This window comes from Brevibacillus gelatini (assembly GCF_050920745.1).
Classification (GTDB): domain Bacteria; phylum Bacillota; class Bacilli; order Brevibacillales; family Brevibacillaceae; genus Brevibacillus; species Brevibacillus gelatini.
In genome coordinates, this window is the sequence record NZ_CP154342.1 from 2986333 (window position 1) to 3003803 (window position 17471).

18 protein-coding genes and 1 riboswitch are annotated in these 17471 nt (G+C 53.5%); of the genes, 5 read left to right on the top strand and 13 right to left on the bottom strand.

Annotated elements, in window-relative coordinates:
- Nucleotides 1–67 precede the first annotated feature (67 nt).
- On the top strand, nucleotides 68–2092 hold the full coding sequence (locus tag AAFJ72_RS14355) for a dihydroorotate dehydrogenase (RefSeq protein WP_432774448.1): 2025 nt from the start codon (nucleotides 68–70) through the stop codon (nucleotides 2090–2092).
- A 24-nt stretch (nucleotides 2093–2116) separates the two neighbouring features.
- Here AAFJ72_RS14355 and AAFJ72_RS14360 read toward each other — a convergent pair whose 3' ends face one another.
- The 5 genes from AAFJ72_RS14360 to AAFJ72_RS14380 all read right to left on the bottom strand — a co-directional run bounded on the left by AAFJ72_RS14360 (nucleotide 2117) and on the right by AAFJ72_RS14380 (nucleotide 6508).
- The gene (locus AAFJ72_RS14360; RefSeq protein ID WP_432774449.1) at nucleotides 2117–4258 is read right to left on the bottom strand and encodes a hypothetical protein; all 2142 of its coding nucleotides are present in this window, start codon (nucleotides 4256–4258) and stop codon (nucleotides 2117–2119) included.
- Between the two features lie 108 nt (nucleotides 4259–4366).
- A complete protein-coding gene (locus AAFJ72_RS14365) occupies nucleotides 4367–4492 on the bottom strand; it encodes a GapA-binding peptide SR1P (RefSeq protein WP_122906051.1) in 126 nt (41 codons plus the stop codon).
- A 136-nt stretch (nucleotides 4493–4628) separates the two neighbouring features.
- Nucleotides 4629–5432 carry an alpha/beta hydrolase gene (locus AAFJ72_RS14370; RefSeq protein ID WP_432774450.1) on the bottom strand — a complete coding sequence of 268 codons (804 nt, stop codon included), beginning with the start codon at nucleotides 5430–5432 and terminating at the stop codon, nucleotides 4629–4631.
- 146 nt (nucleotides 5433–5578) lie between these two features.
- A complete protein-coding gene (locus AAFJ72_RS14375) occupies nucleotides 5579–5878 on the bottom strand; it encodes a DUF3055 domain-containing protein (protein ID WP_432774451.1) in 300 nt (99 codons plus the stop codon).
- 105 nt (nucleotides 5879–5983) lie between these two features.
- On the bottom strand, nucleotides 5984–6508 hold the full coding sequence (locus AAFJ72_RS14380) for a MarR family winged helix-turn-helix transcriptional regulator (RefSeq protein WP_122906864.1): 525 nt from the start codon (nucleotides 6506–6508) through the stop codon (nucleotides 5984–5986).
- 179 nt (nucleotides 6509–6687) lie between these two features.
- On the opposite strand from AAFJ72_RS14380, the gene AAFJ72_RS14385 reads away from it, so the two are divergent.
- Entirely contained in the window at nucleotides 6688–7116 is a 429-nt protein-coding gene (locus AAFJ72_RS14385; protein WP_432774452.1) for a DUF1885 family protein, read from the top strand.
- A gap of 186 nt (nucleotides 7117–7302) precedes the next feature.
- Here AAFJ72_RS14385 and AAFJ72_RS14390 read toward each other — a convergent pair whose 3' ends face one another.
- The 5 genes from AAFJ72_RS14390 to dapD form a co-directional block, all read right to left on the bottom strand.
- Nucleotides 7303–7665: a DUF4912 domain-containing protein gene (locus tag AAFJ72_RS14390; RefSeq protein WP_122906866.1), complete on the bottom strand. Its 363-nt coding sequence runs from the start codon at nucleotides 7663–7665 to the stop codon at nucleotides 7303–7305.
- 112 nt (nucleotides 7666–7777) lie between these two features.
- On the bottom strand, nucleotides 7778–8374 hold the full coding sequence (locus tag AAFJ72_RS14395) for a hypothetical protein (RefSeq protein WP_432774453.1): 597 nt from the start codon (nucleotides 8372–8374) through the stop codon (nucleotides 7778–7780).
- A 283-nt stretch (nucleotides 8375–8657) separates the two neighbouring features.
- Nucleotides 8658–9791: an N-acetyldiaminopimelate deacetylase gene (locus AAFJ72_RS14400; RefSeq protein WP_432774454.1), complete on the bottom strand. Its 1134-nt coding sequence runs from the start codon at nucleotides 9789–9791 to the stop codon at nucleotides 8658–8660.
- 3 nt (nucleotides 9792–9794) lie between these two features.
- A complete protein-coding gene (locus AAFJ72_RS14405) occupies nucleotides 9795–11009 on the bottom strand; it encodes an aspartate aminotransferase family protein (protein WP_432774455.1) in 1215 nt (404 codons plus the stop codon).
- 14 nt (nucleotides 11010–11023) lie between these two features.
- Nucleotides 11024–11734 carry a 2,3,4,5-tetrahydropyridine-2,6-dicarboxylate N-acetyltransferase gene (dapD, locus tag AAFJ72_RS14410; RefSeq protein WP_122906870.1) on the bottom strand — a complete coding sequence of 237 codons (711 nt, stop codon included), beginning with the start codon at nucleotides 11732–11734 and terminating at the stop codon, nucleotides 11024–11026.
- A 120-nt stretch (nucleotides 11735–11854) separates the two neighbouring features.
- A riboswitch (Lysine riboswitch) is annotated at nucleotides 11855–12042 on the bottom strand.
- 152 nt (nucleotides 12043–12194) lie between these two features.
- Between dapD and AAFJ72_RS14415 the strand changes: the two genes are divergently transcribed.
- Together AAFJ72_RS14415 and AAFJ72_RS14420 are read left to right on the top strand one after the other, a co-directional pair.
- Entirely contained in the window at nucleotides 12195–12638 is a 444-nt protein-coding gene (locus tag AAFJ72_RS14415) for a flavodoxin (protein ID WP_432774456.1), read from the top strand.
- 99 nt (nucleotides 12639–12737) lie between these two features.
- Complete coding sequence (locus AAFJ72_RS14420) at nucleotides 12738–13283, top strand: GNAT family N-acetyltransferase (protein WP_432774457.1); 546 nt, start codon at nucleotides 12738–12740, stop codon at nucleotides 13281–13283.
- Here the strand turns inward: AAFJ72_RS14420 and AAFJ72_RS14425 are convergent, their stop codons facing one another.
- The 3 genes from AAFJ72_RS14425 to AAFJ72_RS14435 are packed head-to-tail and all read right to left on the bottom strand — an operon-like array spanning nucleotide 13284 to nucleotide 16432.
- Nucleotides 13284–14102, bottom strand: a complete 819-nt coding sequence (locus tag AAFJ72_RS14425) for an EcsC family protein (protein ID WP_432774458.1) — start codon at nucleotides 14100–14102, stop codon at nucleotides 13284–13286.
- A 20-nt stretch (nucleotides 14103–14122) separates the two neighbouring features.
- A complete protein-coding gene (locus tag AAFJ72_RS14430) occupies nucleotides 14123–14326 on the bottom strand; it encodes a hypothetical protein (RefSeq protein ID WP_432774459.1) in 204 nt (67 codons plus the stop codon).
- Between the two features lie 60 nt (nucleotides 14327–14386).
- Nucleotides 14387–16432, bottom strand: coding sequence for a hypothetical protein (locus AAFJ72_RS14435; protein WP_432774460.1), 2046 nt, complete (start codon nucleotides 16430–16432; stop codon nucleotides 14387–14389).
- A gap of 195 nt (nucleotides 16433–16627) precedes the next feature.
- On the opposite strand from AAFJ72_RS14435, the gene AAFJ72_RS14440 reads away from it, so the two are divergent.
- Nucleotides 16628–17461 carry a class I SAM-dependent methyltransferase gene (locus AAFJ72_RS14440; RefSeq protein WP_432774461.1) on the top strand — a complete coding sequence of 278 codons (834 nt, stop codon included), beginning with the start codon at nucleotides 16628–16630 and terminating at the stop codon, nucleotides 17459–17461.
- Nucleotides 17462–17471 lie beyond the last annotated feature (10 nt).

Genomic DNA, 17471 nt, shown 5'->3' on the forward strand with positions numbered 1-17471 from the left:
GGGATGTATTGCCTGAACCTTTTGAGCTAAGATAGAAATGGGAAAAATCAGGAAGGTGATGATGAAAATGCCAGACTGGTCCTACCAGACGTTGTTCAAGCCACTGCTTTTTCTCATGCCGCCAGAACGGGCGCGAAGCTTCACGCTCACTGCCATCGGCACATTGGCAAAGCTGCCCGGCGGCCCTGCCATGATCGAGCTGATGGGCCATATGCAGCCGCCCGCCGAATTAGCCAAATCAGTCGGGGACCTGACCTTTCCGACCCCTGTCGGTCTGGGGGCAGGACTCGATCCTGCGGGAAAAGCGCTCGACGCACTGTCCCGCTTCGGCTTTGGCTACATCGAGCTGGGGCCGGTTACGCTGGAGCCATTGTCTTATCCAGGGCTTACCTTGCGCGAGACGATGGATGTCTCCCTTACATACAGCGCACCACTGGAAAATCCGGGAGTCGCCGCTCTGGAAGAGTGCCTGCGCCGCTCCCCGGCTGTAGCCATCCCCCTTGGAGCCAGACTTGGCTTTCGCCCGGGGGCTGCGCTCGGGGAAGCGACTGCTGAACGAGAGCAGTTGATTTCGCGGCTACAGCCGTACTGCTCGTTTTTCTCGCTGGACTATCGGGCGCATCAAGGAGAGCAACCGTGGAGCGATGCCCAGTGGCAAGAGCATTTGTCCCGTCTGCGGCTGACGACCAAACGCCCGATCCTGCTGGTTTTGCCACCGGGGCTGGCAAAAGAAGAGTGGCTTTCGCTGCTTTCTATTGCCCGTACAGCAGGGCTGGATGGCATTATGGTGGCTGGCGGCGTGAAAAAGGCTCCAACAGATGCAAAAGCTTCGCAGGCGCTCCTGTACCAGACAGGCAAACCGTCTCGCGAGGCCGCCCTGCAATCGGTCAGGTGGACGCGGCAAAGCTGGCCCGACTGTCTGCTGATCGGCTCCGGCGGGATCATCGAGCCTGCTGATGCCTTGGCCTTTTTGGAAGCTGGCGCCGATTTCGTACAGTTGCACAGCGGCCTCGTGTACGCAGGCCCCGGCTTGCCCAAAAGGGTGAATGAAGCCATCTGGCAAACTCGCGCTGCCCATCAGGCTGTCGGGACTACGGGCGTAAACGATTGTAAAAAACAAGCAGCAGCATCCGTGACCGCAGATTCCGCCGCGAAGCAGGATCGCGCCGCCCGTGGGTTCCCTGCCTGGGTGTGGGGGCTTCTGCTCGGGATCGGGATGATCGTCGGCGGAGCACTGGCATGGCTGGTCGCAGTCTCCACTGTCATCCTCCCGTACGACGAGCACTTTTTGCAAATGACAGCGGAGCAACTGTCACAGATCAGCCCCCAGTTGCTTTCCTTCATGTCGCATGACCGGATCTGCCTGGCGGGAACGATGATCTCGATCGGTATTATTTACGCGCAGTTATCCCTTCACGGCCTGCAGAGCGGCATTCACTGGACGCGCGCCGTGTTGCTCGCCTCCGGAGCTGTCGGGTTCTCCAGCTTTTTCCTGTTTATTGGCTACGGTTATTTTGACTACTTGCATGCTGTACTCGCGCTCCTGCTGCTCCCCCTGTTTCTATTGGCCTTGCGCACACGAGCGAGCAGACACCTGCCTGCGCTTCCTCCAGAGCGGCACAACGACCGCGTATGGAAAATGGCACTGTGGGGACAGCTTTTGTTTGTGGTCATTGGGTTTGCTTTAACCGGAGCCGGGCTGGTTATTTCCTTGATCGGGATCACAGGCGTCTTTGTCCCTTCCGATCTCGTCTTCCTCTGCGTATCGGCCGAGATGCTGCACGCTTTTAACGAGCGGCTGATCCCGCTGATCGCCCACGACCGGGCTGGCTTCGGCGGCGCTCTCGTCTCTGACGGCCTTGCCGTCCTGCTCATCAGTCTCTGGGGCTTTCGCCGGGGCGAAGCATGGGTCTGGTGGACGCTGTTACTCGCGGGCATCCCCGGCTTCGCTGCCGGCATCGGGATTCACTTCGCAGTTGGCTATGTTGATTTTGTGCATTTGCTTCCTGCCTACGCAGCGGTCTTGCTGTTTTTGGCGGGGCTGATGCTGGCAAAACCTTATTTGACAGAAGCAACAAAAAAAGGCGACTAAGCCATGCCCGTCGCCTTTTTTTGTTTACTTGTAAATTCGAATGTCAATCCCTCTGACGCCTGCTTTTTCAAACAAATCAGCCATACGGTCAGAATCCATTAAACCGTCTTTTAACGTCAGTGTCACTTCATCTTTTGTCCCTTGGAAGAAGACAAACACAATTTTGGAGAAACCGGCGCTTTCCAGTTTTTCCCCCAGCGTGCCGTCGATCATCAAGTCAATCAATCGATACTCTTTGTAATCGCCTGGCTCTGGTTCTGGTTCTGGCTTGGGTTCTGGATCTTCTACAGCATCATCGTTACGCGGACGTGCAAATGCCATCGTGTACACGACAGGCTCCCCGTCGCGCTCGTCGATCCAGACGATGCGATTGCCGCCGATTCTCGGGCTGGAAATCTCCGCATCCTCGTCAAACTCTATATCGCTGTAAGAGCGATCTTCTACATCGTACAGCTCATAATAAAAATCTTTTTCTTTGGAAGACAAGCGGTTATCTTCAAAAATAATCATATTGCGGGAAGCTTGCGGATTTTTTTGGTCGCCCTCTGAGTAGCGAAGCAGCAACTCAGTCCGCTGACGTTCGATTCGGTAATAGTACAAATCCCAGCCATTTTTGGCCCCTCCGCTGTTTTCGCTCCAGACCACAAAGTCGTCCCCAATTTGCGCGGACTGTACTTCCACGTTTTTGCGAATCAACAGATCATCCTGCTCTTCAATATCGTACAGGTAAATATTCGCTGTTTTCTTGCCGGATTCTTCCACCCAGACAACGTAATTGCCGTAAATATCCACACTCAACGGCTCGTTTTTCAGACTGGTAACTTCTATTTCCTTGCCTGTTGCCAGGTCGGTAATCATCAGGTTGGCGCGGCGGTCAAGATTGACCCACAACAGCTTGGTGCCGTCGACCTCATACAATGTTTCGCTCGGCAACTGGTCGTCATCTTCGTTCGTAATCTGCTTTTCCGTGCCTTTGCGAATGTCGTAGGCAATGAGTGCGTCTTCCCGCTTGTCGTACCAGACTACGTACTTGCCGCTCACAACCGGACGAACCGGGTCTGCATTGCTTTTGCTGATGATCTTGCTCGTTCCTTTTTCCGTATCGTACAGAACAACGGAGGTTTTCTTTTTCGACTCTGACAAATACACGACATAGCGGTCAGAGCCGTCCGGTTGGCTTGGCTCTCCGGAGGTAGCACCCAGCGTAATTTCTTCTTTTTCGTCCAGATCGTAAATATGGAGACGCAGCTTTTTGTTGTTGTCTCTCTTTGCATACATGGCGTAGTCATCGTAAATGCGAGGAGCGAGCGACTCAAACACACTGGTCGCGATTTCTTTGCCCGAAGACTTGCCTACTTCCTGATACGCCAAATCATCGTCGTCCAGGTAGAGAACCGTGTCTTTGTAAATATGTACACCCGACTTCGAGGACGTCGTATCTGTTAGCTGCTTGTTTCTTCCTGTGCCGATGGTATATACGTATACCTGTTGTCCGTGTAAATAGGCAATTTTGTCGCTGTAAAGGCTCGGATCCGTCTGCTGCGCCTTGCCCTCTACAGCCACTTCCTCTTTTTGCTTGCTTATGTCGTAGTAGTAGATGTCCGGGTTGCCGGCACGGGAATCTTCCCACGCTACATAGCTGTCGCTGACAGTCGGATCGCTGGCTTTGCCGCTCGTAGATACGCGGGTTGTGTCGCCTGTCGCGATGTCGTACATGAAAATGTCTGTTCCCGCATCACTTTTTCCCGACCAAACGACCTTTTTCCCCGAAATCTCCAGATCGGTTGCAGAGGCATTTCCGCTGGTCAGGCGAATTTCCTCGTCGTTGGCGATGTCGTACAAATACACGTCTGCTCCGCCGTGGCGGGAATCGATCCAAACGGCGTATTTTCCGTCGACCCGCGGTTTTTTCTTTTCCGAATTTTTGTTGCCGATCTTCGTCTCGGTCTGCTTGCTCAAATTGTACAGGGTGAGCGTTTGTTCCCCTTCCACTTTCCAAACCGCATATTCCTTGGAAATGTCAAAGCCGTCTCTGGAAATTTCCGGCTGACTTGCGTCTATTTTGATTTCCTGACCGATACTGCTCGCAAACGCTGGAGTCCCGGTCCACAGGGAGGTGACCAGCAGTGCGGCGGCCAGCAAACCCTGCATGGGCTTACGTTTCATGAAACAATTCCTCCTTTTGCAACGAATTACACTCTTCCTCATTATCCTCCAATATGAAAAGGTTGTCAAAAAAAACAGGCCTTTGTTGAAAGGCCTGCACCGTTTTCGTCATTCTTTTTCCTGTCTTTGCTCTGGTCTGCATTCGCAATTGCATACGGCATAAAGCGTTTTCACTGAGTTGCTTTCAAAATGCTCGATGATGGTCCCGCAAGTCTGACATACGATCGTTCCCATCTGTGTCCCCTCCGCATGGTTATTCCAAGTGAAATGTGATGTCACATATGACTTGATTTATCATGCTCTTATATTAATATGACACATTATTCGCAGTCAATACGGCAATGGAACACATTTTACGGAAATTAGTATGTCACATTTTGTCGCAAACGATCTCCTTCATCCAGCCGTTCATTTGCCTGAGTACGTCTTCCCGTTCCGGCTCGTTCAGCACTTCGTGGCGCAAGCCCGGAAAGCGGCGAAACGTCTTGTTCCCCTGGATGCCCTCTGTAAAGCGCTCCACGGCGTCTGCATCAACCAGCGAGTCGTCGCCCGCCTGCAGCACCAACACAGGCACCTTGAGCCGTGCACGCTCCTCCCAGGCCGCCTGCATCGCTTTGTGCAGTTCCTGGAACCAGTGCACGCTCACTTTCGGATAATTAAGCGGATCGTCTTTGTAGGCCGCTTGTACGGCCTCGTCCCGCGAGACCATGTCGGGCGTGATCCCGTTTGCGAGCACAAGCGTCGGCCAAAAGCGGTCCAGCAGTTTTGCTGCCTGCGCCTTCCAGGCCGGCACCTCCAGCTTTAACCGCAGGCACGGGGAGGTCAAAATCAGCCCCGCCAGTTCTTGCGCCGCTTTTTCACTCTGCACGAAGCGCGTAGCAATCAGTCCACCGAGACTGTGCCCCAGCAAAAAAACGGGGCGTTTGCCCGCGCTGTCTTCCAGGGCCGCTACAGTCCACTCCCGCACCTTTTGCACATAATTGTCAAACGAATCGATATGCCCCCTGATCCCCGGGGAGCGCCCCCAGCCAGGCAAGTCATCCGCATAGACGTCCCACCCCTGTTGATTCAAAAACGCAGCGACGTGCGCGTATCGGCCATGGTGCTCTCCCGTGCCGTGCACCAGCACGACCGCTCCTTGCGACTCCTTTGCCGACCATTTATGTACACTCATGTTCGCCCCTCCCCTTCTCTATCCCGATTTTATGCTGTGGCAGCCCGCTTCGCAAACAGGACGCTTTCTGCCGGAACAGCCCAACTGTTGGAGGAAGTCTTCGGACCAAGAAAAAAACGAGCAGAAGATAAACTTCTGCTCGCCCGCTAATACTGATTTTCTTCAAATGGAATGGGAGGCAAGTACTCCTGGAAAAATTCGGCGAGTGTCTGGGCTTCATTTTCCGTGTTCAGTCGGAAAATTTTCTGCAGGTACTCTGGATTGACCGCATCCTCTGAACTGAGAAGGGTAGATTGCCCCGTCTGCATACAGATCACCAACGGCTTTCCATAAAACTTGTGTGTGAATACAATGCCGAAGTCGTGTCTCGTTCCCTCCGCGATAAATCCGAGAAAACGGACGTTTGCGTTTTCTGAAACGTCGTATAAGTGGTCGTAGCGCTCCATCAGCAATCCCTCCTCGTTTTGGTTTTTGCTCCGACAACATTTTCAAAAATATTCGGAGTATTTAACAGTATACGCGAAAGCCCGCCTTTTTTCCACCCATTTTGCCTAACTAATCAAATGAGTCGGGTTCATCACCCGTTCCTCGCCCTCCTGGATCCATCTCACCTTCTCCGCTCCGTGCAGCGATTGCGCCACAAAGGAGAGGCATTCAAAAAACAGTTCAACAACTGCTGTACTGTATCGTTCCTCCATTTTCTCCAGCGCATACGTCAATCTGAAAATAGATGGTACATTTCTTCGGCTTTCCTCCAGAACCTCCTTGCCTCGCTGGGTTGGATACACGTGTACGACACGTCCATCCAGCTCCGACTTTTCAATCGTCACCATTCCTTTCTCCATCAACTTTTTGATATGGATGACGATGGAAGACGGGTGCCAGAAGGTCCAGTCGGCAATTTGCGTGACCCGTACCCCCTCATAACAGTAAATGATCCAGAGAATGTTTAACTGTACGGAAGAATCCAGTTCGGCTTCCTTCGCTGCTCGCTCCCAGTCTTCCTTGTTCACCACATCAATTGCGCGCATTGTATTCAATGCTTCAAAAACGTTTCGAATCGACGCCTCCTGCATGGGTTTACTCCTCCATGATCCTTTATCGTTCACTTATCTACTATATAAATAGTATTTATATTTTACACTTTTCAGAAAAGACGCGCAATTACTTTCCTTCGTGAACTGTCTCGTTGTCAAAGTGTGGAAGCAATGCTACACTAAACGCAGAGATTCCCGCTTATTAGGAGGGTGCAATCGTGAAACTTCAATCGGCCTACATCTATTTCGTTAACGGCTCAACAGCCCAATCTGCCAGTATCGACGACGTAAAAGCCAAGTTCACGCGATATATGGACATGACCTCGAAAACAGGGGAGCAGCTCGGCTGGTCCTACCAAGAGGCCGCTTTTCCATATACCATAGAAGAACGTCCGGAAGGCAAGGACTCGTGGTTCCTTCTCAAAGGAAAAGACCCGAGCATGTACAAAACCATTGTCGTAGGGGTCGGCAGCAAGGATGAAAACGGCACCGAGAAGCACTACATCCAGATCTCCCTGCCCGAATCGGCGACACACGGCGACAAAAGCAAGGCAAACGAATTCTGCCGTTACCTCGCCCGCGATTACAAGGCAGAGCTACATCTGTTCAACAAGCGCATCCAGTACTTTCAGCCGCGCAAACCATAAGCACGCAAGCAGCCGATTCCGTCGGCTGTTTTTTCGCGTATTTTCACGGCAAAACAAAAGCCCCGTTCCGGCACAGGCGAACCTGAGCCAAGCGGGGCGCTTTCCGTATGAGAAAACAGGTACTGCATCCTAGAGAGCTTCGCGTGAGCTTTCGCCCGCCAAGCCCGATCACATGAGCACGATGATTCAAATCATTTGAGATCTTGACAGCGAATAAAACCTTCCGTCCACCATCCGAATACCCAGATCAACGCAATATTCCAATCCCTGCGTCACTCCGTACAAGATCCACTCGGAAGAACGATGGTTGATGTCGAAATCAGTGTAAAGGTCTGTGCCGTCATTGCGGATCTCTTTGCGGTCAGTCACGTCGAAAAGGCGCAGAACAAACGGCAGTTCGGCAAAAGGTATCGCAAACTTTTTCTCCACTTCCTGCTCGAACTCCTTCGTCATACTCCACTCCGCCTGAATGGAATGCTCATCTTTCCAGGCAATGTGTATACTCGGGCCTTCTATGTCCGTAGACGATCGCGGGGGATTTGTCTCCATTTGCTCCCATCGTTCCTTTCTTTCATGTACTTGCTCTCAACATGTATATTGCATTTTCAGTCTATTATACCATGTGACCAAGGCAAGTGGGAACGTATCAGGGGGATTTAATTTATCGTCCTACCGTGAAAGTGTTCTCGCCCACCACTACGTAGGATTTAAACTTCTCCGACTTCATCTGCACTTGTACCTTGTAATTTCCATACGCCTCCAGCTTCGTCGAGACAAACGGCTCGGAAAAGTAGAAGCTGTTTGCATTTTGCGTGGAATATTTCCACTCTTTTCCTTTGCTTACTTCCTTGCCATCCGGCCCGACCAGGACGAGCTGCATCCGCAAATCTTTGGCGACAGGCGCTTCGTCCACCTCGACAAATACGTTGAAGGTGCGCGGTACATTTTTGTCGCTGTAGCCTTTGACCGGGTTGCTGAAGACGATATTTTTGTTGCGCGTCTGCTGAATCCCCTCAATGACGATGATGTTTACATTAGGCTTGACTACCTGCAGCTTGCCCGTGCGTTGATCGTAGTCAACAAACCCGCCGAGCTTGTTGACCAGCGCCTCAACCGAATCTGCCTTGGAAGCAGGCATGTCGCTGGAAATCGATTCATTGCCCAAATAAACGCGCAACGCACCTTCTCCCAAAGCGGCGGTACCTCCCACTCCCGCTACAGTCAGCGCCAACAAGGCCGTTAACCATGCTTTTTTCATGTCATAATCCTCCTGTATGTGTGCGCGGCAGCGCTTGATCTTCCGAAAATTCCTCTCACTAGTTTATACGTGAAAAAGGGCAAATAGTTGTGGTGGGAAGACAAGTTTTTTCAACAATATCCACACAATCCACAGGAGTAAGCCGTCCAGGAAGCAAGACTTATTCACAAGGCGGAAAATAAGCTACACAGGACTCTTGACAAAATAAAGCAGCTGCATCACAAGCCTTTTTGCACAAAAAAAGAGCGGCCTGCTTCACCGCTCTTTTTGGCTGCCAATCTCGCTAGTTCTGCTCGGACAGCCACGTAAAATATCGGGAGACCAGACGGATCGCGACTTCAATCGCGTCCTCGTTCGGCTCGATCTTGGAATGGTGCAGGCCGTACGGCGTATTGACGCCAAGCCAGAACAAAAAGCCCGGGATCTCCTGCAGGAAGTAGCCAAAGTCTTCTCCGGTCATCGCTTCCTTGCAGGCGATCAGCGTCACGTCCCCGGCCTGTTCGCGTACCCAGTCCATGAAGGCCGTTGTCAGCTTTTCCTCGTTGTACACCTGGCAGTACCCTACGCCGTAGTCGATGGACGCCGTACAGTCAAAGCCCGCCTCGATGCCTTTGACAAGCGACTCAATCCGCGCCTTGACCAGCGCCATGGACTCGGTCGAGAACGTGCGAATTGTCCCTTCCAGCCGCGCCTTTTCGGCAATGATGTTTTGCTTCGTGCCGCCTTCCAGCTTGCCGACTGTCACGACAGCGGAATCGAGCGGATCGACGTTGCGCGCCACAATCGTCTGGAGCTGTGTGATGAGATGGCTGCCTGCCACGACCATGTCGTTCGCTTGATGGGGGAAAGCCGCATGTCCGCCTTTTCCGATCAAATCAATATACAGTTCGGACGTGTTGGCAAACAAAATACCCGGCTTGGTGGCAATGTAACCGACGGGATATTCCGGCGCGATGTGCAGCGCAAAAATGCAATCCGGCCGCCAGGAAGCAAACTCCTCGCTTTCCATCATCGGCTGAGCGCCGCCCGGACCCTCTTCTGCGGGCTGGAAAAGGAACAGCAGATCATCGGCAATCGGCTGCTCCACAAAATGCGTCACAAGCCCGAGAGCAATCGCCATGTGCATGTCGTGTCCGCACGCGTGCATGTAGCCTTCGTGCAGCGAGCGAAACGGGTACGATGTCTCCTCCGTGATCGGCAAGCCGTCCATGTCCGTGCGCCAGGCAATCGTGCGCTTCGGATTCGTCCCCGCGATCCTGACCAAAATTCCGGTGCGCCACGTCTTGATCTGCATCCGCTCCTGCGGAAGCCGCGCCAGGTAATCGAGCAAATACTTTTGCGTCTTCACCTCGGCAAAGCCCGGCTCCGGAATCTGGTGCAGGTCGCGCCGAATCTGGGTAAACAACGATGTCGCCACAGTCTACGCCTCCCTTTTGGTCCCGTGCAGGGCCACGAGTTCCGCTGCGAAGCTGTCGAGAAACAGGTCGACGTCTGCTCTGCTCAACGTGAGCGGAGGCAAGAGGCGCACGATTGTTTTTTGCGTCACGTCCACGAGAATGCCGCGCTCAAGCATAGCCTGCTGCAAACGGCTGACCTCTTCCGGGGCGGCGCTGAGCGGGATGCCCACCATCATGCCTTTGCCGCGCAGCGCCTGCAGCTGTTCCGGGAGACGCTCACGCAGCGCTTCCAGAGAGGACCACAGGTAGGCAATCACTTCTTCCACGCTTTTCGCAAAGGCTGGATCGAGCAGCTCATCCAGCACGACGTTGCCAAGAGCCGCCGAAAGCGGTGACGGTGCAAAGGTCGTCCCGTGGTCGCCCGGCTTGAACTGGTCCATCAGCTTCGTTCCGGCAATCACACCACCGAGCGGCAGCCCTCCGCCTACGCCTTTGGCAAACAGGATCAAATCCGGCGTCACGCCTGCGTGCTGGTAGGCAAACAGCTTCCCGGTACGTCCCATGCCTGTCTGGATTTCGTCGATGGCAAACAGCATGCCTTCCTCCCGGCAAATCGCTGCCACCTCGCGCAAAAACGACTCCGACAGCGGCACGACCCCGCCAGAGCCGAGCACAGGCTCCATCAAGACAGCGGCTGGCTTTGCATCGCGGCAAATCGCCCGCAAGCCGTCCGCATCCTCAGGGTCCAGCTCATACACCGGAAAATCCGGTTGCGGAAAATCCTGATACACATGGGCTTGTCTGGTCAGCCGCACCGCGCCCAATGTCCTGCCGTGAAAGCTGTTGCGCAGCACGACAATCCCTTCGCGCCCGGCTCCTTCTGCCTTCGTCCATTTGTGGATCATTTTGATTGCCGCTTCGGTCGCTTCCGCACCGGAGTTGGTGAAAAACACTTTTCCCGGGATCGACTGCTCCACCAGCCGCTTCGCCAACTTGATTGCCGGCTGGTTCAAAAATACGTTGGAAATGTGCAGGAAGCGCTCGCCCTGTTCGCGCAGCGCCTGGACAATTCGCGGATGGGAGTGGCCGAGCACATTGACGGCCAGCCCCGTAAACAAATCCAGATACTTTTTGCCCGCTGTATCGTACAGGTAGTTGCCTTCCCCTTTTTCGATGGCAATTGGCAAGCGTTTGTAGGAAGAGACGATGTATTGTTCATCAAGCGTACGCCAGTCCATGTGAGCTCTCTCCCCTACAGCTGACGTAGCTCCTGCTTGATCTCCGTCTTGGAGCGAGTTTTGTCGTCGATCTGTTTGATGACACGCGCAGGTGTACCCGCAACAACCGTGTATGGCGGCACGTCTTCAATCACGACTGCGCCCGCAGCCACAACCGCGCCTTTTCCTACGCGAACGCCTTCCAGCACGACCGCGTTGGCACCGATCACGACGTCATCTTCCACGACAACCGGTTGCGCGGAAGGCGGCTCGATGACACCTGCGATGACAGAGCCTGCGCCGATATGGCAGTTTTTCCCGATGGTTCCGCGACCACCGACGACGACGTTCATGTCGATCATTGTGCCTTCGCCAATCACGGCCCCGATGTTGATCGTAGCGCCCATCATGATAACGGCGTTGTTTCCGATTGTCACCTGGTCGCGGATGATCGCGCCTGGCTCGATGCGCGCCTGGATTCCTTTTGTGTCGAGCAGCGGAATCGCCGAATTGCGGCGGTCGCTTTCCACGACGTAGTCTTCGATTTTGTCAGCGTTCGCAGCCAGAACCGGCTCGATTTCTTTCCATTCGCCAAACACAACGCCTGTCGTGCCTGTAATAAACGTCTTGGAGTTGGCACCGAAGTCAATGCCCTCCAGATTGCCTTTCACGTATACTTTCACAGGTGTTTTCTTCTCGCTTTTTTGAATAAACGCGATAATTTCATTGGCATCCATCATGTTCACTGGTACTTCCTCCTTTTAATAAAAAAGCTTTGCCAGTCAGCGAAAGCGAATCGCTCCCCCTGACTAAAAAAAGCAATGAGTGCATACGCTATCTCATTGCTTTTGATACTGCTCAAGCAAATCGTAAATAGCGCTCCACAAAAAGACGTCCTTTTTGTGACAGGATGCTCATTGTTCATGAATCACCCCAGCCACTGCTATCCAAGGGGAACAGCAACAGCTTCGGCGCTTTAGCCTTTCCTTCCTTTCCTGCCCCCTGGCAGACTACGAAAAGATGTACTCATCTTCAGCGCACCTCTATTTAGACTTCCAATATTATAATTTCACTTAACTCTACCAAAATCAATCACTTGTGGCAACAGCTTTGTGGAAAGAAAAATAATCATTGACAACGAGAATCATTTTCATTATTTTATTTTGTGAGAATGATTTTCATTATCTTATTGGAGGTTTGCTTATAATGAGCCGCATTTTGATGGTTTACGCAAGCATGACAGGAAATACACAGGAAGTTGCAGAAGCAATTGCCGAAGGAATCCGTTCCACCGGAAAAGACCTGGAGATAAAAGAAGTCATCGATGCCACTGCTAAGGAACTGGAAGACTACGATGCCATTTTGCTCGGCGCCTATACATGGGGGGACGGCGAACTGCCAGACGAGTGCCTGGACTTTTACGAAGAGATGGACGATATTGATTTGAGCGGAAAAAAAGTCGCAGCGTTCGGTTCTTGCGATTCCGCTTACGAGCACGTCGGCGCTGCTGTAGATATTTTGCTGAAAAAAGCGAGCGAGCGCGGAGCAGAAACGCCACTCGAAGGTTTGAAAATCGAGCTTTCCCCTAACGAAAAAGAAGTAGAAATTTGCAAACAGTTTGGCGTTTCCTTCTCCGAACTGCTCGGCTAAGGTCAGCCAAGGACAGGGCTTTTGTCCAAAAAAGCCTTTCTGCGCAAGCGCTGTCATGCTATAATAGCACTCCACTTTTTCCAAAAGGGGGTTGCTATCATGACGTTACATACAGATACGGTCTATTTGCGACCGCTGCAACAAAAAGACGCAGCCGAGCTTCTGGAGCTTCGGCTGCGTAATCATGCTTTCCTGCAACCATTCGAACCGATTCGTCCTCCCTCTTTTCTGACATTGAGCGGGCAAGAGGAGCAAATTGCGAAAGCAGAGCAAGACTTCGCAGCCGGGACCGCCTTCGCCTTTGGCGTGTTTTTGCGCGAAACGGACGAAATGATCGGCCGCGTCGCTCTGTCAAACGTCGTGCGCGCCGCCTGGCAAAACGCGACCATCGGCTACTTCATGGATCAGGCGAAAAACGGCAAAGGCTACACTACAGCCGCCGTCCGGCTCGCACTCGGCTACGCCTTCCAGGAAGCCGGGCTGCACCGGGTACAGGCTGCTGTCATGCCCCGCAATACTCCCTCCATCCGCGTACTGCAGAAAAACGGCTTTCGCCAAGAAGGATTGTCCTTGCGCTATTTGCAAATCAACGGCGTGTGGGAGGATCACCTCATTTTTGCGATCACGGCAGAGGATTGGGCCTAATCAATCCGCTGCGCCTTGCTGTGCGCGCAATCGCTCCAGGATTCGCCGCTTGCGGTACAGCATTCGTCCCGCTTCCGCGACGTCCTGGACGGTTGAGCGATTCAGGTACGCCCCGAACAGGATTCCTGCAATCGGCACCATCTGAAACAGCTTTTTCCAGCCGAAATTTTCCGTATACGTCACCACGACCTCCCGCCAGCCCTGCAACTGCGCGATCACGTCTTTTTGGGCAGCAGGCTCGTCAAAACGCGACAGCTCGGCCAGTATCGCCTTTTTCCCGACAATATCCGAAGACGCGAATTGCAGGCATTTGACCACGAACAGGCGCTCCCGCTTCTCTTCCGGCCGATAGCCGTAGCAAAGCGCCATTTCTTGCAGGATCTTCAGCGAGGTGCCCAGCAGCAAAGGAATGTCAATCGCCAGCGTAAAAATGCCGCCGATGCCTGTCGTCGCGCCCTGTACCGTGGCAAAAGCCGCCCGTGACTCCGTCAGATTGCGGGCAATCTCATCCATGAGGACGAGCGGTGCCCCCGCGACGTCTTCTGCCTGCGGCATTTCCGCGCCAAGCCCCTCCAACCGGGGACGGAACTTGCTGTAAATCGCCTTATCTTGAACAAGGTACGTCCCGCCTGTTTCGAGAAACGCGGCCATCTCGTCCACGGCCGTGCCCAGCTTTTCCCTGACGAAATTCGGCGTAATTTTATCGAGCCAAACGAACGGAAGTCTGCCTAGTTTTTCCCAAAACCACAAGTCGTTCTGGTCGCGCTCCCATGCCTCCACCTCTGCCAATGCCTGCTGCAAAAACGGTCTCGACTCCATCTGACGACATCCCTCCCGAACTAATTGCCCTGTGTTTCTTTGCCACGCTTCCATTGGCATTGGTTGCGAAGCAGCGCTTTGACATGCGCCCGCAGTTCCTCTGCTGAAGAAAAACCGGCAAATTCCTTACTGTCTGTTACGATTCCAAGCTTCAAATGTTTCACTTGTCCTTGTTCCATGCAAAAGCCGAACGATTTCAGGATCGCGAGCTGTTCATCCGTCATCTTCCCTTGCCTCCCCGCTTTGGAAAAAACCCCCCTGCCATAAGCAAGGGGGTCTTTCGCTTATTTGACCTCTACGGTAAAGGTCATGGTTTGATCGCGTTCGCGTTCGTCCAACTCTTTGCCGTATTTTCTGTCTTTTTGCACGATCGAGCAAGTTTTATAGCTGAATACGTTCGTCACCTTGACCGTATAGACACCTGGCTTGTTCTCGTTGTCTGCGATAATGGCTTTCAGATCAAGCGATTCCTCACCCTTGTCCTCGTCTTCCTCGTTCGTGCTCGGCATGAAACGCGCAATCTCTTTTCCTTCATGGAACACCTGAACCTTGTTTGTCGAAGAAATAGTTCCCCCGATGTAATCCTGGCTGGAGCCGAATGGCATTTCGCCGTACGTCCAGACGAGGTTCGGCATGTAGTAGGTGATCGTGTCCTTGCCGCTGCCGTCCTTGATCTTTTTGTTCCCGTTCCGCTTCGCGTAGGTAGACACCAGCCGCAGATCGCGCAAGCTGTCCAGATCCGCTGCAGAGTTGACGATGACGGTTTGGCCGTCGCGGTATTCGCTGCCGCGCTTGTTTTTCAAAAGAATCGGCCCTGGCGCTGGAGCCAGTCCTGCTTCATTTTTGGCACATGCAGGAGCGGACGGGATCGGGGGAGAGTCCTCTATGACCTGAATGTAGCCGCACCACGACTGCCGCGGTTCGCGTTTGCTGTAATAGTTGACCTTGTATCGGCCCGGCTTGTAGCTGGACAGCAGCAAAGCCGTATGATCCCAGTTCAGCTTTGATTCATCCACAACGACGTTGTCAACGGCCCAGAAGCCCGGTCCCTCGTCATCAGAAGCTTCACTGCCCCGCTCCACGTGCTCGGCAGCCGTCGCCAGCCAAATGACGTGCACCGGATTTTGGTAGAGCTTCACGGTGCTATTGGACGAATACAGGTTTTCCCGTTCCACCATCAGCGTAGACTTTGCATTTGGCTGCATCAGCACATCCAAGGTCGCGGTTGCACTGGCAGGATCGCAGGAGTTCGGCGCGCCGGGCACCTGAATTTTCACCTCGATTGTCGAGCCGCCCCACAGATTGTTGGTGTTGGCAGCCTGATTGGGCTCGAAGGTGACGGTCATGGTCATTCCCGCCATCATGTCCGGAATCACGACCTCGAAGTGCTGGGAGTCCGTCAACGTTTGTCCTGTTCCGTTCACGGACCAGCGGCCGACGACCGGAGAATACAGTTTCACGACGCCCGGCGCTGACGGAGCCGTAATCTGCTGTCCTTGCGAAAGCTTTTGCCCGCTTGCATCCGTTCCCACATACAGTTCAGCCATGCCGACCCGAATGTGCGTCATCCAGGTGCTCATGCTGCTGTCGTCAGGAATGAACATCAGATCATAATTGCCCGTCGCGAGCGTCCCCGTCGAGAACACCTTGGCCGGCACAGACCGGATTTCCGCGTTTGTCGTTTTGTTTATCAGCTTCCACGTTCCCGGAACCGTGCTGGCAAAGCTGGTGGAACCCATCATGCCAAAAATTTGCGTCTGGCTGCCGGATGGAACCTGTTCGCCTTCGGGCTTCTCCCCTTCAAAGATGCTCGGGAAGTTTTGCGCCTCTACTTGAAAGCGCACATGCACGGTGCTTTTTTGCGACCTGGCATCCGTCACGACGAACGTGAGGGTGTGCTGTCCAGGAGACAATTTGGCGGCTGGAATCGAGAAGCGGGGAACCTGCCAGCGAAACGTGCTTTGCGCGGACTGCTGCTCCATCTGATACTCTGGCAGTTCCACTCCATCGAGCAAGACTTCGCTTCGATTGAGATTCGTGCCGCTTCCGTACGTCGTTTGCACCAGATCAATATCCAGAGCGGTTTCAGGCGGGAGGATGAACTCGTCGTTTTTCACCCAGTTCCATCCGCCTGAGTCCAGACCTGCTACCTGATAGTCGTTGAAAATAATCATATTGTGAACAGGCTGCGAAACGGGCTTGGATACCTGGCTGTTTTTTTTCATTGATGTTGTAGCCCCTGCTCCCATGGCTGGCGGAGCCGATACGCCCGACAGGAAAGTGCCGGTTGCCAGACACACAAGAAGTGCTTTTACAACCCATTTTTTCACGAAATGTCCTCTACCTTTCTCTGATTGCTCGTGTTGCCACTCGTCTTTCTTCGACAAAAAGAGCGCTTTTTCCTGTGTGGCTTGAAAATATTTCGTCAAGGACTCGATATAGGAAATTCCTATTTCATTCATAATTTTTATAGGATTGATTTATGCCCTACTTACTGGTAAAACAAGAACAAAGGGGGGAGCCGGATGAGTTCTACGCATCAATGGAACGCGAAGCTGTACGACGACAAGATGAATTTTGTTTCTGCCTATGGCAAGGGAGTTGTAGAATGGCTGTCTCCGTTGCCGGGAGAACGCATTCTCGATCTGGGCTGCGGGACAGGGGATTTGAGCGCACAGTTGGCACAAGCAGGCGCAAACGTAACAGGCATTGACTTTTCGCCCGGCATGATAGCCGCAGCCCGCCAAAAGTACCCGCAAATCGCCTTTTTCGTCGCGGACGCCCACACTTACCAATCCGCAGAAACGTATGACGCGGTCTTTTCCAACGCCGCGCTGCACTGGATGAAAAAGCCGCGCGAGGTGATTCGCACTGTCTGGCATGCTCTTGCACCCGGCGGACGGTTCGTTGCCGAGTTCGGCGGAAAAGGCAATTGCGAGCACGTCGTCCAGGCGTTGCGCATCGCCTTGAACCGCCGGAAGCTTTCGGCAGATGAGCGCTCTCCCTGGTATTTTCCCACTGTCGGCGAGTACACGACACTGCTTGAAGAGCAAGGCTTTCGCGTGACACTCGCTTCGCATTTCGACAGACCGACGACGCTGCCTGACGGGGATCGCGGGCTGCGCCATTGGCTCGATTCGTTTTGCAGCCCCTTTTTCAGCGGGCTGTCCGCGCAGGAGATCGAAGCCGTCTGCGAGGAAGTGACTGAACTGGCGCGTCCGGTGCTGTTCCAGGACGGCAGCTGGGTCGTGGACTACAAGCGCATTCGCATCATCGCCTACAAGGAAGCTATAGGAGGCGGCCCTGCCGCCATGACTACAGAACAGGCTCACGCCGCGCCAGGCTTAGCCAACAGCTGAAAGCAATGGT